The organism is Streptomyces sp. AM25, from assembly GCF_058146165.1.
The window spans coordinates 476,127-491,893 of sequence record NZ_JBKIWN010000002.1 but is presented as its reverse complement, the minus strand read 5'-3'; the positions used below and the strand labels follow the sequence as shown (position 1 = coordinate 491,893).

Sequence of the window (15,767 nt, the reverse complement as noted above, 5' to 3'; positions counted from 1 at the left end):
GAGGCCCACGAAAACCCCGAAAGTCGAGACGTCCCAGAATGTGCCGAATTTGCGGCCGACCTGGTGGTGGACGCCGGCCGGGCGGAACCCGAAGCGTTCGTGCAGCTTCACGGAGGCTTCGTTGGGCTGGGTGATGCCGGCGTAGGCGCGGTGGACGTCCTCGCCGGCCAGGGCTTCGAAGAGTGCGCGGTAGAGCGTGCCGCCGAGGCCGCGGCCGGTGTGTCCGGGGGCCAGGTAGATGCTGGTCTCCACCGATGTTTCGTAGGCCTGTTTGGGGCGCAGGGGGCCGCTGGAGACGTATCCGAGTACGCGGCCCGCCTCGTCGGCGACGAGCAGCCGGTGGCGGCCGGTGCCGGGGTGGGCCTCCAGCCAGGCGCGGCGCTGCTCGGTGGTGACGGGTTCGATGTCGAAGGTGACCGGGGTGTGGGTCACGTAGTGGTTGTAGATGTCGGTGAGCCCGTCCAGGTCCGCGGGTGCTGCCGGGCGGATGCGTATGCCGGTGGCGGGGCCGGTGCCGGTGGCGTGGTGCATGCGTGCTCCCTCCTCGGCGCGCACGCTAGCGGGGAACTGTTACGCGAATATTTCGGATATGGGCGATACGTGACATTGCGACCCGCCCCGGACGGCCCGTCAACGTGCCGGTCGGGCAGATCCGGCACAGGGGGTGCCACCTGACGGTTTTCGGACAAACACCCACCCATGGGGTGTGCCGGAACATCGCCCCCCACGGAGCCCGCCACCCCCGGACGGAAGCCTTCCCGTCATGCTGCGCAGCATCTTCCGTTCATCCGCCCCCAACCCACCACATGCGAAAGATTTAGCGTTCAAGGTGCAAATGGGAGGAAGAAACGACTCAAAGTGTTCTTTGTGTTTTGACTCCTGATCGAGCCACGATCAGGGTCTCGTCCATGTCCCTCTTACCCCGGGTCGCCGCCGGCGGCCTGTTCCGCATGCGCGAGTTCCGCTTCCTGCTCGCGGGTGCTGCGGCCGGCCAGGCCGGTGCCCAGGTCACCCTGGTCGCGCTGCCGCTCGTGGCCGTCCTCGAACTCGACGCGCCCGCCTTCCAGGTCGGGCTGCTCACCGCCGCCGAGACCGCCGCGTTCCTCCTCGTCGGGCTGCCGGCGGGGGCATGGGTCGACCGCATGCGCAAGCTGCCGCTGCTGATCCGTGCCGATGTCGTCCGCGCCCTGGCCATGGCCAGTGTTCCCCTGGCGGGTGCCGCCGGTGTGCTGACCATGGCCCAGCTGTACGCCGTCGCACTGGTCACCGGCGTGGCGACCGTCTTCTTCGACGTGGCCCACCAGAGCTACCTGCCGCAGCTACTGTCCCGGGACCGGCTGGTCGCGGGCAACGGGGCGCTGGAGGCGGTGCGTTCGACCTCCCAGGTGGCCGGTCCCGGGATCGGCGGCGGGCTGGTGCAACTCGTCGGGGCCCACCTGGCGATCGTGGCGAACACCCTCGGCTACGTCCTCTCCGCGCTGTTCCTCCTGGGCATCCGCCGCCCCGAGAGCACGCCGCAGCCGGCGCCCGGTGCCTCCCTGCGCGCAGACATCGCCGAAGGCCTGCGCTTCGTCCTGGGCCATCCGCTGCTGCGCGTCATCGCCGCCACGACCGCCCTGGGCAACTTCTTCACCGCGGTGCTGATGGCCACACAGACCGTCTTCCTGGTGCGGGTCGCCGGCCTCGAACCGGCCGCGCTCGGGCTGATGCTGTCGGTCTCCGCCGTGGGCGGCCTCGCCGGCGCGCTGTGCGCGGGCCGACTGGCCGGCCGGTTCGGGCAGGCCCGCATCATCTGGCTGTCCGCCCTGGTCACCGGGCCGTTCGCGCTGCTGTGGCCGCTGTCGGGGAAGGGGACCGCCGCGCTGTTCGCGCTCGCCTCGGGCGTGGTCTTCTTCGGCGCCGTCGTCTATAACGTCGCCCAGGTGAGCTTCCGTCAGGCGCTGTGCCCGCCGCGGCTGCTCGGCCGCATGAACGCCACGCTGCGCTTCTTGATGTGGGGCACCCTGCCGCTCGGCGCCCTGGCCGGCGGTGCCCTGGCGGAGGCCTACGGAGCACGCGCCGCCCTGTGGCTCTGCGCGGTGGGATTCCTCCTCGTCCCCCTGCCCCTGCTGCTCTCGCCGCTGCGGCGGATGCGCGACCTGCCCGCGCCGGAGCACCAGGACCGCGCCGAGACCGTCGCCGCCGGCTGACGCAGCCGACCGACCACCCTTCCCGACCACGAGACCCGATCACGAGAGAAGACCCCGTGTCTCCCAGCATCACGAGCCAGTACCTGGCCCGTTACCGACGCCTCGGCACAGCCGATCAGCCGACGGACCTGCTGCCGCTCACCGGTGCCCAGCGCCGTTTCGTCCTGGTGCGCTCCCTCGACACCGCGGGCCGGCCGGACGTCGTCCCGATGTTCTTCGCCTTCCCGCGCGGCACCGTGGACCCCGCACGGCTGCGCGCGGCCGCAGGCCACCTCGCCGCCCTCCACCCCGCGCTGCGCGCCCGCCCCGGCGTCGTCCGCGGCACCCCCGTCCTCCGCCCGGCCGAGCCGGACGTGCCGCTGGAGCTCCTCTGCGGCGCCCCCGGCGAGGACGTGCACGCGGTACTGCGCCGGGCCCTGTCCGGCTGGGCCGCCGAAGGCCCGCCCCTGCGGCTGTACTTGGCCCAAGGAGGCCCGTCCGCCGCGGAGGAGATCCTCGCGGTGGTGCTCGACCACGCCGTCTGCGACGGCCAGTCGCTGGCCCGCATCGTCGAAGAACTGGGCGCCGCCTACCGCGACGGCCGCGGCCCCGCCGACGTGCCACCCTCCGCCGCGGCCGCGGAACTCACCGCCTACCGCGAGACGGTGCTGCTCCAACTCGACGCCGAACACCGGGCGGCGACGCCCGACGCCCTGGCCTACTGGGGCGAACGCCTGCGCACCGTGGGCGAATCGGCCCCGCTCCCCCGGCCCGGAACCCTCCCCGCGGGCACACTGCCCACCGGGGCGGCCGAGTCGCTCCTGCCCTCCCCCGCCGACGGGGCCCCGTTCCCCGCCCTCCTCGACGCCTGCCGGGCCACGGCCGAGGCCCTGTTCGGGACCGGGCGCGTCTCCCCCGTCGGCTACCCGTGGGGCGGGCGCCCGGCGGGCGCGCCGCCCGTGCTCGGCTGCTTCCTCAACACCGTGGTCTTCCCGGCCGCCACCGGCACCGGACCGGCCACGCCCGACGCGACGGCCGAGGCGTGGTGGGACGACCTGGACCGCGCCGACACCCCGTTCGACGAAGTGGTGCACGCCGCCCGGTCCGCCGGGGCCCCGTGGGCCGGCCGCCTCGACGGGATGCTGACCGTGGACGACGTCCGGCGCCGTCCCCCGCTGCGCCTGGGCGGGGTGGAGGGCCGCGAGGTGCACGTCGACGGGCGCCGGATACCCGCTCCCTTCGCGTTCGCCGTCACCCAGGGGCCCGAGCTCCGCCTCCGCATGGCGTGGGACCGTGCGGTCCTCGACGACCGCACCGCCGAGGAGGCGTTCACCGCCTTCCGGGGAGCGCTGAGCTCCCCCGTCCCGGCCTGACCCGGCCACCCCGCCGGCCGGCAGCGCGACCCGCTGCCCCACCGGCCACCACCGGGCCTCACCCCGCCCGGACCTTTTGATGACCCGACAACCTCAGGGATCGCCCATGTTCCCCCTCTCCTCCTCGCAGGAGATCGTCTGGCTGCACGAACAGGTGCAACCGGGCAGCCGTGCCTACAACTTCACCGCCGCACTCGACCTGTGGGGCACCCTCGACACCGAGGCCCTGCACCACGGACTCCGTACCGCGCTCGGCCGCCACCCCGGCCTGCGGCTCGAACTCGTCTCCGCCGAGGGGGCGTTACCCGCCCAGCGGGTCGCCGACGGCTGCACGCCGCGGCTGCACACCGTGGACCTGTCCGGGGAAACGGACCCGGAGGCCGCGTTCGAGGAACTGCTGCGCGCCGAGGCCGAAGCACCACTCGACACCTTCCAGGCACCGCTGCTGCGCTGGACCCTGGTCCGGCTCTCCGAGCAGCAGCACCGGCTCGTGCACGTGGAACACCACCTGATCCACGACGGGCACTCGTTCGCGATCCTGCTGGGCGACGTCTTCGGCGCCTACCGCGCCCACGTCCGCGGCGAAGCGTTCACCCCCGCACCCGCCTCCTCCTACGCCGACCACGTGCACGCCCAGACCGAGGGCGTACGGGCCGAGGAGCGCCGGGCGAGCCTGCAGTACTGGGCCGACGAACTGCGCGACGCCTCCTACGACATGCCGCTGCCCGGCCTGACCCGGCCCGGCGCGCAGCGCCGGCACCGGGGTGCGCAGCTGCGCCAGTCGATCGGCGCCGACCTCGCCGAACGGCTGCGGGCCCACGCCCGCGAGCGCGGGCTGACGCCGTTCGGTGCGCTGCTCGGGCTCTTCGCCGAGCTGCTGCGCCGCCACGGCGGCCGCTCCGAGCTGGTGGTCGGCACCGCGGTCGGCAACCGGCCGCGCGGCTTCGAGGACGCCGTCGGCATGTTCGTCAACACCGTTCCGCTGCGGCTGCGGCTGGATCCCGAGGCCCCGGCCGAGGACGCGATGGACGAGGTGACCGACACCCTCATCCGCGCCCTGCCGCACCAGGAGATACCGGTGCAGGAGCTGACCCGCGCGCTGGGCCTGCACACGTCGGGGGCGGACAACCCGCTGTTCAGCGTGATGTTCAGCGCACACGACGCCGTGCTGCCCGACATCGACGTACCGGGCCTGGAGATCTCCCTGTTCGAGGGGTTCAACACCGGCACCACCCGCTTCGACCTCGACGTGGTGCTCATCCCGGACGACCGGCGCGGAGTCGGCCCCCGGGTCGGGGTCCCGGGCATGCTGCTGGTCTGGGACTACGACGCCGACCTGTTCGGCGCGGACGTCGCCGAGCTGCTCGCCGCGCGCTTCCTGGACCTGCTGCGGGCCTACCTGGACGCCCCCGCCACCACCCTCGCCGACCTGGCCCCGCCCACCGCACCCGAACCCCCCGCGCCGCCCGTCGCAGCGGACCGCGATCCGCTCGACCCTCTCGCCGCCCACGACCCGGCCCGGCCCGCACTGCTGGTCGGCGAACGCCGCATCAGCTACGGCGAGTTGAACGAGCGAGCGTCCTCCCTCGCCGAGCGGATGCGGGCGGCCGGGGTGCAGGCCGGTCAGCCGGTCGCGGCGGTGCTGCCCCGGGGCGTGGACTCCGTGGTGACGCTGCTGGCCTGCCTGCGGACCGGCGCGGTGTACTGCCCGCTGTCGCCGTCCGACCCGCCCGCACGGCTGGAGCTGCTGCTCGACCGGCTGTCCCCGGCGCTGGTGCTCACCCCCGCCGCGCTCGGCGCCCCCTCGTTGCCGCCCGCGCAGCCGTGCGCTTCCCTCGCCGGTGCGTACGTCATCCACACCTCCGGGTCGACCGGCATACCCAAGCCGGTCGTGGTCGGCCGGGCCGCCCTGCAGAACCATCTGACCGGCACCGCCGAACGGTTCGCCCTGACGGCCGACGACCGGGTGCTGCTCTTCGCCCAGCCGTCCTTCGACGTGGCGCTCGAAGAGGTGCTGCCGTCGCTGTACGCGGGCGCCTGTCTGGTCGTGCCGGAGTGGGAGGTGCCCACCGGTACCGAGCTGGCCGGACTGCTGGCCTCCGCGCAGGTCTCGGTGGCCAACCTGCCCACCAGCTACTTCCTCGCCACCCGGCAGGAGCTGCAGGCGCCGCTGCGCGAGCGCAGCTGGACGCCACGGCTGCTGGTGCTCGGGGGCGAGCGCATCCCGGCGGACGCCCTGCGCGGCTTCCTCGACGACACCGATGCCACGGTGCTCAACGCCTACGGCGTGACGGAGGCGGCCGTCACCACCACGGTGCACGAGATCACCCGGGACGCCCTGGCGGACGGCACGGAGATCCCGCTGGGCACCGAACTGCCCGGCGAGCGCATCCACGTGCTGGACGCGCACCTGCGCCCGTTGCCGGACGGCGCCGTCGGCGAACTGGCCATCGCCGGAGCCGGGTTGGCCGAGGGCTACGCCGGCAACCCCGAGGTCACCGCGGCCCGGTTCGTCCGCATCGACGCGCTCGGAGGCGAACGGGTCTACCTCACCGGCGACTTGGGCTTCCGCGGCCGGGACGGACTGCTGCGCTTCCTGGGCCGCCGCGACAACCAGGTCAAGCTGCGCGGCCACCGCATCGAGCTGGAGGAGGTGGAGGCCGCGGCGTCCGCGGTGCTCGGCGGCCGGTCCTGCGCCGTCGCCCTCGACCGGGACACCCCGGGCAACCCCCGGCTGGTCGGCTTCCTCGACGGCGCCACGGACGGCGAACAGGCCTGGGACGAGCAGGTGTTGCACGCCGAGCTGAGCAGCCGGCTGCCCGGCGCCCTGGTGCCGAGCTGCTGGGTGCAGCTGGAGCAGATGCCCACCCTGGCCGGCGGCAAGCCCGACCGGGTGGCGCTGGGCCGCCTGGCCGCAGGCCTGGAACGGACGCCGCAGACGGCCGAGGAGAACGCCCCCACGGCCGATGCCGCGCTGTCGGACGACCCCGCGGTGACCCTGCTCGCCGAGGGCTGGCGCGAGGTGCTGGGGCACGGCCGCTTCGACGAGGCCTCGCACTTCTTCCACATCGGCGGGCATTCGCTGCTCGCCGCGCAACTGGCGGCCTGGCTGGAGCCGCGCCTGGGCGGCCGGCCGCCGCTGCGCACCCTCTTCCGCCATCCCGTGCTGGCCGACCAGGCCCGTGCCCTCGCCGCCACGACCGCCTCGAAGGAGTCCTGATGTCCGACCTGATGACCGATCAGCAGGGCCTCGTCCCGAGCGTGGTCCACGGCACCCCTCTGCCCGCCGCCGCTGTCACCTCCGGTGTGCTGTCCCGCTTCGAGGAGTGGGTGCGCCGCTCGCCCGAGGCCCCCGCGGTCGTCGACGGGCCCCACTGCTGGAGCTACCGGCAGCTGTCGGAGGCGGCCGACGCGACCGCGCGCGTACTGGAAACGCGAGTCCGGCCCGGTGACCTGGTCGGCGTGTGTCTGGACCGGTCGGCCGCGCTGGTGGTGACCGCCGTCGCCCTCGCCCGGATCGGCGCGGTCTACCTTCCGCTGGGCCCCCGCCCGGGAGAGCGCCGCATCGGGACCGTGACCGAGGACATCGGCGTCGTCTGCCTGATCGGCGACCCGGACGTCCTGCCGGACCGTCACCGCGCGGCCGAACAGCTCGCCCTGCCGCTTCCGCTGAAGGGAGTGAACGCCCCCGCCACCGCCGTCGCGGCCTTCGCACCGCCCGCGCCGGGGGCTCTCCCCGCACCGCCCAAGTCGCTGTATGCGGTGCTGACTTCGGGCTCCACCGGCAGGCCCAAGGCGGTCGCCGTCGCGGAGTCCGCCCTGGCGGCCCTGCTGGACTGGTTCCGTCACGAGACCGCGCTGGCCCCCGGTGACCGGCAGTCCCTGCTGATCGGTGTCGCGTTCGACCCGCACGTGCTGGAGCTGTGGGCCGGGCTGACCTCCGGCGCGGCCCTGGTACCCGCCCCGGACTCCGTGCGCTGGGACCCCGCCCTGCTCACCGGGTGGTGGCGCGAGGCCGGTGTCACGGTGGCCGTCACGGCCACGCCGATGGTCGAACCGCTCCTCGACCGCCCCTGGCCGACGGACCTGAAGCTGCGTCACATGTTCGTCGGCGGCGACCGGATGCGCCGCCGTCCGGGCCTCGACGTCACCGCGACCGTGCACAACGCCTACGGTCCGGCCGAGGCCACCGTCATCAGCACGACGCACGCCATGCGGGCCTGCGACGACGACGTGAGCAGCGAGGCGGCCCCTTCGATCGGGCGGCCCGTGGCGGGGGCCACCGTCGCCGTCCTCGACGAGAGCGGCCGCGTCCTGCCCCGCGGCGAACAGGGCGAACTGCACATCGGCGGCACCGGCCTGGCCCTCGGCTACCTGGACCCGGAGCTGACCGCACGGCGGTTCACCGCCCCGCCCGCGGAGCCGTCCCTGGCCGGCACGGACCGGCTGTACCGGACCGGCGACCGGGTGCGGATGCTCGACGACGGGCGGCTGGAGTTCCTCGGCCGTCTCGACGACCAGGTGAAGATCAGCGGCCTGCGCATCGAACCGGCCGAGGTGGAGGCCGCGTTCGAGCAGGACCCGGCCGTGCGCAGCGCGGTGGTCACCGCTCCCCGGTCCGCGGACGGGCGTGCGCGGCTGGTGGCCCACGTCCTCCCGGCCGCCGGCGCCGCGCCCGCCGCGGACCGGCTGCTGGCCACGGTCCGGGCCTGGCTGCCCGAACAGGCGGTCCCCTCGGCCGTGCGGATCGTGGACGCCTTCCCGCTGGACGCCAACGGCAAGGTGGACCGTTCCGTGCTGCTCAAGCGGGAGGAGGCTCCCGCCGAAGCAGCCGTCGCGGTCACGGAGGAGGGCGCGTCCGAGAGCGAGCGGCTGATCCTGCGCACGGTCCGCGATCTGCTGGGCCGTTCCGACACCGCGCTCGGGGACAACCTCGCCGACGCCGGGGGCACGTCCCTCGTCGTGGCCCGGCTGCTGGCGGCCGTCGAGCAGGAGACCGGCGTGCGCCTGCGCGCACCGGAAGTGCTGCGCCAGCCGGACCTTCGCGCGGTGGCGGCGGTGCTCGACAAGCGCCGCGGAGGCTTGAAATGACCCTCCTCTCCCCGCAGTTCGCCCGTGACGAATCCAAGGAACCCTCTGTGACCGATCTGCCCGCCCTCGTGGCGCACCACGCCGCGCGGACCCCGGACGCCCTGGCCGTGGCCGACGGCGACCAGGCGCTCACCTACGCACAACTCGACCACGCAGCACGGTCGTTGGCCGCCTATCTGACCGACCGCGGTGTACGGTCCGGCGACTGCGTCGCGCTGCTGATGCCGCGCTCGGCCCGGACCCTCGTCGCGCAGCTCGCGCTGTGGCGGGCGGGTGCGGCGTGCGTACCGCTCGACCCGGCGCATCCGCGCGCCCGGACCGAGGCCGTGCTCCGCGGCTCGGGCGCCGCGCTGACCCTGGGCGACGGCAAGCTGCTCGACGCCACGGACGGCCTCGGCCCGTGCCTGGCACTGCCCGACGAGCCACTGCCCGACGGGCCCGAGGCGTCCGCCGCCGGGCCGGGGCCGGATGCGACGGCGTTCGTCCTGTTCACCTCCGGATCCACCGGCCGCCCCAAGGGCGTGGCCCTCACGCACGGCGCCGTCGCGGAGATGGCCACCGACCCGGCCTACGTCACGATCACCCCGCGCGACCGCACGCTGCTGCACTCCCCCGCCACGTTCGACGCCTCCACGTTCGAGGTGTGGGCGGCGCTCGCCAACGGTGCGGCCGTGATGGTGTGCACCGTCGCCCAGCCCTCGCTGGAGGACCTGGCCCGCCAGGTGGAGCAGCACGGCATCACCGTCGGCTTCTTCACCACGGCCCTCTTCCACCAGCTCGCCGCGCGCCGCTCCCGCGTCTTCTCGCTCCTGCGCACCGTGGTGGTGGGCGGCGAAACACTGGCGGCCCATCATGCACGGGCGGTGCTGCGGGAGTTCCCGTGGCTGGAGCTGGTCAACGGTTACGGTCCGACGGAGGCGACGACCTTCGCCACCGCCCACCGGGTCACCGACGCGGACTGCGACGGTCCGGTGCCGATCGGCCGGCCGGTGGCCGGTGCGACGGCCCACGTCCTGGACCCGGACGGGCAGCCCGTCGCAGATGGTGAGCGCGGCGAGCTGTGGATCGGCGGCAGCCGGCTGGCCGCCGGCTACACGGGACAACCGGCCCTGACCGCCGAGCGGTTCGTCCACCACCCCCGCTTCGGGCGCCTCTACCGCACCGGCGACGTGGTCTCCGCGCGCCCGGACGGGGTGCTGGAGTTCCACGGGCGCACGGACGACCAGGTCAAGGTGCGCGGCCACCGGATCGAGCCCGGCGAGGTCGAACACGCGCTGCGCGACCTGCCGGAGGTGGAGGAGGCGGCCGTGACGGTGCGCCGCCCGGCCCCCGACGACGCCCGCCTGGCCGCCTTCGTGGTCGCCGCGCCCGGCGCCGTGCCCCGGGCCGAGGTGCTGCGCGAGCGGCTCGCCGGGCTGCTGCCCGCGCACCTCGTGCCGGACGAACTGACCGTCGTCGAGCGGCTGCCGCTCACCACGTCGGGGAAGGTGGACCGTCGTGCGCTCGCCGAGCGCACGACGGCGAGCACGCCCGCGGCACGCGCGTCGATGACCCCGCTCCAGCAGGCCGTCGCCGACATCTGGGGCCGCTCGCTGGGCTGCGACGTACCGGGACCCGACGCCGACTTCCTGGCCCTCGGCGGCCACTCCCTCCTCGCCCTCGCCGTCACGGACGACCTGCGCGAGGACCTCGGCGTGGAGCTGTCCCTCGCCGACTTCTTCACCACCCCCACGGTGGCCGCACACGCCGCGCTGGTCGAACGCGCACTGCTGGCCGCCCACAGCGACCTGGGCCCTGCGCCGGAGGACACCGATGCACACTGACACCACGGCGGCCCTCCAGGAAGAGCTGCTGCGCCGCGCCCGCGCGGCCGCCCGCACGCACAACGGCCCGGGACCGTCGACATCCCGTGCCGACGGACCCGCCCCGCTGTCCCGGGCCCAGCGCCGGCTGTGGCTGACCGAACAGCTCGGGCCGGGAGGGGGCGCGCAGTACAACGTGCCGTTCGCCACCCGCCTGCACGGGCCGCTCGACGTGGACGCCCTGGGCACGGCGCTGACCGACCTGGTGCGCCGCCACGAGATCCTGCGCACCCGCTACGGCCGACGCGACGGCGAGCCGTACCAGGAGCCGCTTCCCGCACCGGCCCCGGTCGCGGTCCGGCTGGCCGACGCGGACGGCGACGGGCTGGAGCTGCTGGCGCAGGAGGCCGGGCGCCCGTTCGACCTGGCCGCAGGCACCGTCCCGCGCGCCCTGGCGCTGCGGCACGGCCCGCAGGACCACACGCTACTGCTGACGTTCCATCACATCTCCATCGACGGGCCCTCGTTGGACACCGTCGCCGAGGAACTGGCCGGTCTCTACGCCGCCGCCAGGGACGGCATCCCCTACCGGGAGCCGCAGCCGCCGCAGTACGCGGACTTCGCCCGCCGGGAGTGCGCGCAGACCGGCTCCCTCGGCGAGGGCCTCGACCACTGGGCCCGCCGGCTGGCCGGAGCCACCCCGCTGCGGCTGCCCCGGTCCGCCGGCACGGACCCGCAGCACGCCGACACCCACACCGCACCCCTGGACGCACCCGTCCTGCCCGCCCTGCGCGACCTCGGCACACAGCACCGTGCCACGCTGTTCACCGTCACGCTCGCCGCCGCCTTCGCCGCCCTGCACCGGTTCACCGGCGAGACCGACCTGGTGATCGGCTGTGCCGGCACCCACCGCGAAGGCCGGGCCATGCGCGGCCTGGTGGGCCTGTGCGTCAACACCCTGCCGGTGCGGGTGGACCTGTCCGGCGACCCCGCATTCACGGTGCTGGTCGAGCGGGTACGGGAGGCATTGCTGGACGCCCAGCAGCACCGTGACGTCCCGTTCGACCTGATCCTGGAGCGGCTCGGCGCAGGAGCCCGCGACACCGAGGGCACGGCCCTGGTCCGGGTGACGTCGGACGTACTGCGCGAGCCGACGGCCCTGCGGCTGCCGGGCCTGCGGGCCGAGGCGGTCGAAGTCGGCCTGGCGGACGCCAAGTTCGACCTGTCCTTCGGGCTGCTGGACACCGGCCGTCCGGAAGCGCTCGTCCGCCATCGCCGGTCCGCGCTGGACGGGACGACCGGTGCGGAACTGGGGCGGTCCTTCGCCGCGTTGCTGAGCACCGTCGCAGCCGACCCGGGGATCCGGCTGTCCCGGCTGCCCGGCCGGGCCGTGGAACAGGACGGCGGGGGGCACCCGGCCGAGGCCCTGCTGCGCGCGCACCCCGAGGTCGCCGAGGCCGTCGTACCGCATCCCGCCGTGCAACCGCTGCTGGCCTACGCCGTGCTGCGGCGGACCGACGGCCCGCCGCCCGCCCGGCTGCGCGCCGTCCTGCGTGCCCAGCTGGCGCCGGAGTCGGTCCCCGCGGCCGTCGTCCTGCTGGACGCGATGCCGCGCACGCCGCAGGGCGCGGTGGACGCGGCCCGGCTGCCGGGAGCCCCGGCGGCACCGGCACTGGACGGGCCCCGCGCGGCCGCGGTGACGGAGGCGTTCGCCGCCGTCCTGGACCGAGTACCGGGTCCGGACGACGACTTCTTCGCCCTGGGCGGCCAGTCCCTGACGGCTGTTCAGCTGGCGGAGCAGCTGCGGACCGCCCTCGGACTGCCGCTCAACGGCCTGGACGTCATGCAGTCCCGCACCCCGCGCGCCGTCGCGGCCCTGCTGGAGACCCGCGCGACGGAGCAGGCGGCCGCCCGGCCGTCGGCGCGCCCGCGCCGCGCCCGCACCGGCACCGTCCTGGTGACCGGCGGCACAGGGGGCGTCGGTTCCTTCGTCCTGCGCGAACTGGCGGCCGCCGGTCGGCCGGTCCTGGCGCTCGCCCGCCCGGAGTCGGCGCACCTGGTGGCCGGTGACGGCGTGGACGTCGTCGAGGGCGACCTGAGCGACCTGGACGGGCTGCGCGCCGCCGTCGCGAGCGCGGACGCGGTGATCCACGCGGCCTGCACCTTCACGCGCCCGGAGGTGGACGTGGCGGCGATGGAGGCCATGACCGGGGCGTGGTGCCGCGGGCCGTTCGTGTTCGTCAGCAGCGTGGACGCCTACGGGCACCCCGCGGACGCGCAGGTGGCCGAGGGGGCGGAGTCCGGGGAGCCGCTGAGCCCGTACGGCCGGGCCAAACTCGACTGCGAGCGGCTCCTGTTGGAGGCTGCCGGCAGCGGCGGCCGGGGCGGTGCGAGCGCCGTGCGGTCGCCCCTCGTCTGGGGACCGCACGCCCGGCTGCGCGACCAGTTGCAGTGGGGGGCGACGGGGATCCTGTACCAGGCCGCCGTGAACGGCCGGCCGATCGTCCTGCCGGGGCCCGGCACCCACGGCCACACCTGGTACGGCGCGCCCTGGGTGCACGCCGCCGCGCTGGCCCGGGCCGTGACCGCCTGCCTCGACGATCCGGTGCACGGCGTGGCCAACGCCGTGAGCGGGCACGTCGCATGGCCGGAGCTGGCGGCCGAGCTGGTGGGGCTGCTCGGCAGCAACAGCCGGGTCCTGTACGGGGAAGAGGTCCACCCGGACCTCGACCACCACTGGCACTACCGCGCGGACCGGCTGGCGGACGCCCTGCGCCCGCAGCCGGGCGAGGATCTGCACACGGTGCTCGCCTCGATGACGGGCGTCGCGGGGGCCTGATGCGGCAACGTGGTGGGGCCGGTTCCGGGAACCGGCCCCACTGCCAACTCCGCGCCGAGCCCGACCCCGCACCGGTCTATGCGACTCCGGCGCCCGCCTCCTTGAAGGCCGGGGCCGCCCTGCCGCCCACCGACCCGCAGGCCGTTCACGGCATCCTGTGAAGCCACTCATGCCGGCCTGACGGCCTGGAACGGCACTGCGGTGCCGGTCCAGGCCCTTTCACGTTCAGCGGTGGCTCGCCGTGGTCTCGTGCCGGCCACCGGCAGCGCAGCCACCGTCTCACTCATCGGGCTGCGGCCCCATCCGGGCTTCCGCGAAGGTCACCGAACTCGCCGCCTCCGACGACCGGATGGCCGCTGCCCTCCAGGATCGGCTCCGCGCCGAGCAGCGCTTCGCAGCCGATGTCACCCACGAACTGCGCCCCCTGCCCCCGGTCTGCTCGCCGTCGCCGAGGCGCTGTGCTGCCTGATCGAGGAGAGTCGGCCTTCGCCGACACCCGGACCGCAGCCGACGCCCCCGTGCAACGACCCGCTGTCGCGCACCGATTCGCCGGCGGCCGCCCCGGCATTCGGCATGCACGGGGGCGACCGCATCGTCCGCAAATTCCGGAACGGCCGGCAAGCCATCGGCACCGAAAATGGCCGGATGAGGCGGTCCTTTTCCACGGCGCGACGGTATTGTCGTGCCGAAACCGCCGAAGATCAGACTGGGGGCGAAGCCCTGATGATTACTCATGTCCGGAGTGTGGCGCTCGGCGTGCCGGATATCGGCGCCGCACAGGAATTCTTCGAGAAGCACTGGCAATTGGACCTCGTGGGCACCGACGCGGACCGGGTGTTCCTGGGAGCCGGGTGCCAGGACAACCACGTGCTGCGGTTGCGGGCCACCGCCGAGCCCCGGGTGGATCTGCTGTGCCTGGCCGCGGCCACCGGGGCGGACGTGGACGCGATCGCCGAGCGGGTGGCGGCACACCCGCGTGCCCGCCTCGTCAGCATGCCTGCCACCTGCGACGATGCGGGCGGCGGATACCGGTTCCGGCTCCTCGACTGCGAGGGGCGCACCGTCGAGGTGTCCTCCGGGGTGGCGGCACGGGCGTTTCGGCCCGTCGAGCCGGGCGAGGGCCGGCCGATCGGCATCGGCCACGTGGTGCTCAATACGGTGGACCTGCCGGCCACGTCGGCGTTCTACCGATCGATATTCGGCCTCGAAGTGAGCGACTGGGTGGAGGACGTCATGGTATTCCTCCGCACCGGGACGGCCCATCACATGCTCGCGTTCACGCGTGCACCGCACACGTCCCTGAATCACGTCGCATTCGAATTACGGGGAATCGATGAATTCATGCGGGCGACCGGTGTCATGCTGCAGAAGGGGTACGCACCGCTGTGGGGACCCGGCCGGCACGGGGTCGGGGCGAACACCTTCACCTATTTCCAGGAACCGACATCACGGTTCGTCGCCGAATACACCACAGGAATGCTGCGGATCGACCCCGACCACGAGTGGACTCCTCGTGTCTACCCGGCCAACGCGCAGACCAGTGACACCTGGGGGGTGGCGGCGGCGCGCGACGAGGCGGTGTCGGCGGCTCTGCGGGGCTGCCCCGACACGGGTCTGTGGCAACCACCGCCGGCGTGACCGGGCAGGCAGGAAGCGCAGTCGGCGGGTGGGGCGACGAGTGGAGGGAGACGGCAGTATGGCGACAGGCGGTGGGCAGCGGGCGGAACGGGAGCCGGTGGCCGTGGTGACGGGCGGCGCCTCCGGGATCGGCCGCGCCGTCGTGGCCGATCTGGCGGCGCACGGTTACCGGGTCGCGGTGCTCGACCGCGACGTTCCCGAGGAGGGTGGCACGGACCGCGACACCGGCCACGTGCAGTGGGTGGCCGGCGACGTACGCGATGCCGACGCGCACGACCGGGTGGTGGACGTCGCCCTGTCCCGCTTCGGAGGGCTGGACCTGTTCGTCGGCAACGCCGGGGTCCACGACGGCGGGATCGGAGTGCGCGACCTTCCCGGCGCCGAGCTGGCCGATGTCGCCCGGCACGTCCTGGACGTGGACGTCGTCGGCTACCTGCTCGGGGCACGCGCCGCCGCCGGGGCGCTCACCGACAGCGGCGGGTCGATGGTCTTCACCCTGTCCGACGCGTCCTACCTCGTGCGCGGCAACGGCGCGGGCATCGCCTACGCCGCCGCCAAGCACGCCGCGCTGGGGGTGGTGCGCCACCTGGCGGCCGACCTCGCTCCGTCGGTCCGGGTCAACGCCGTGGCCCCGGGCGGGGTCGTGACCGGGCTGCGCACCGTGGGCGGCCGTCGCGTCTTCGCCGGTGCCGAGGACGTCACGGCGACCGTACGGGAGTTCAACCCCCTGGGCGTGGTGCTGCAGGCCGAGCAGGTCGCCCCGCTCTACCGGTTCCTGGCGTCCCCCCTGGCGGGGGGCATGACCGGCGAGGTGCTGCGGCCCGACGGCGGTCTGGCCGTGCGCTGAGCGCTCCGC

At 74.5% G+C, this 15,767-nt stretch carries 10 protein-coding genes; 9 read left to right on the top strand and 1 reads right to left on the bottom strand.

What is annotated here, in order from left to right:
- Nucleotides 1-531 (bottom strand): GNAT family N-acetyltransferase (locus ACLHRZ_RS04150; RefSeq protein ID WP_490416842.1); only part of this gene is annotated, 531 nt, incomplete at its 3' end.
- Between the two features lie 377 nt (nt 532-908).
- Between ACLHRZ_RS04150 and ACLHRZ_RS04145 the strand changes: the two genes are divergently transcribed.
- From ACLHRZ_RS04145 to ACLHRZ_RS04105, 9 genes are all read left to right on the top strand, one after another.
- Nucleotides 909-2,189: an MFS transporter gene (locus ACLHRZ_RS04145; protein ID WP_490416841.1), complete on the top strand. Its 1,281-nt coding sequence runs from the start codon at nt 909-911 to the stop codon at nt 2,187-2,189.
- 56 nt (nt 2,190-2,245) lie between these two features.
- A complete protein-coding gene (locus ACLHRZ_RS04140) occupies nt 2,246-3,541 on the top strand; it encodes a non-ribosomal peptide synthetase (RefSeq protein ID WP_490416840.1) in 1,296 nt (431 codons plus the stop codon).
- A 106-nt stretch (nt 3,542-3,647) separates the two neighbouring features.
- Nucleotides 3,648-6,761, top strand: coding sequence for a non-ribosomal peptide synthetase (locus ACLHRZ_RS04135; protein WP_490416839.1), 3,114 nt, complete (start codon nt 3,648-3,650; stop codon nt 6,759-6,761).
- On the top strand, nt 6,761-8,632 hold the full coding sequence (locus ACLHRZ_RS04130) for a non-ribosomal peptide synthetase (protein ID WP_490416838.1): 1,872 nt from the start codon (nt 6,761-6,763) through the stop codon (nt 8,630-8,632). The genes ACLHRZ_RS04135 and ACLHRZ_RS04130 overlap by 1 nt, the downstream gene beginning before the upstream one ends.
- A 47-nt stretch (nt 8,633-8,679) precedes the next feature.
- Nucleotides 8,680-10,455, top strand: coding sequence for an amino acid adenylation domain-containing protein (locus ACLHRZ_RS04125; protein ID WP_490416837.1), 1,776 nt, complete (start codon nt 8,680-8,682; stop codon nt 10,453-10,455).
- Nucleotides 10,445-13,273 carry a condensation domain-containing protein gene (locus ACLHRZ_RS04120; RefSeq protein ID WP_490416836.1) on the top strand — a complete coding sequence of 943 codons (2,829 nt, stop codon included), beginning with the start codon at nt 10,445-10,447 and terminating at the stop codon, nt 13,271-13,273. Before ACLHRZ_RS04125 ends, ACLHRZ_RS04120 begins: the two co-directional genes overlap by 11 nt.
- Entirely contained in the window at nt 13,273-13,434 is a 162-nt protein-coding gene (locus ACLHRZ_RS04115) for a hypothetical protein (RefSeq protein ID WP_490416835.1), read from the top strand. Before ACLHRZ_RS04120 ends, ACLHRZ_RS04115 begins: the two co-directional genes overlap by 1 nt.
- A 412-nt stretch (nt 13,435-13,846) precedes the next feature.
- Entirely contained in the window at nt 13,847-14,911 is a 1,065-nt protein-coding gene (locus tag ACLHRZ_RS04110) for a VOC family protein (RefSeq protein ID WP_490416834.1), read from the top strand.
- 58 nt (nt 14,912-14,969) lie between these two features.
- A complete protein-coding gene (locus tag ACLHRZ_RS04105) occupies nt 14,970-15,758 on the top strand; it encodes an SDR family oxidoreductase (RefSeq protein ID WP_490416833.1) in 789 nt (262 codons plus the stop codon).
- Nucleotides 15,759-15,767: the final 9 nt, after the last annotated feature.

Coding starts and splice junctions, on each gene's coding strand:
- ACLHRZ_RS04120 (WP_490416836.1), top strand. CDS start 10,445: ATGCACACTGACACCACGGCGGCCCTCCAGGAAGAGCTGCTGCGCCGC.
- ACLHRZ_RS04105 (WP_490416833.1), top strand. CDS start 14,970: ATGGCGACAGGCGGTGGGCAGCGGGCGGAACGGGAGCCGGTGGCCGTG.
- ACLHRZ_RS04130 (WP_490416838.1), top strand. CDS start 6,761: ATGTCCGACCTGATGACCGATCAGCAGGGCCTCGTCCCGAGCGTGGTC.
- ACLHRZ_RS04110 (WP_490416834.1), top strand. CDS start 13,847: ATGCACGGGGGCGACCGCATCGTCCGCAAATTCCGGAACGGCCGGCAA.
- ACLHRZ_RS04135 (WP_490416839.1), top strand. CDS start 3,648: ATGTTCCCCCTCTCCTCCTCGCAGGAGATCGTCTGGCTGCACGAACAG.
- ACLHRZ_RS04115 (WP_490416835.1), top strand. CDS start 13,273: ATGCGGCAACGTGGTGGGGCCGGTTCCGGGAACCGGCCCCACTGCCAA.
- ACLHRZ_RS04145 (WP_490416841.1), top strand. CDS start 909: ATGTCCCTCTTACCCCGGGTCGCCGCCGGCGGCCTGTTCCGCATGCGC.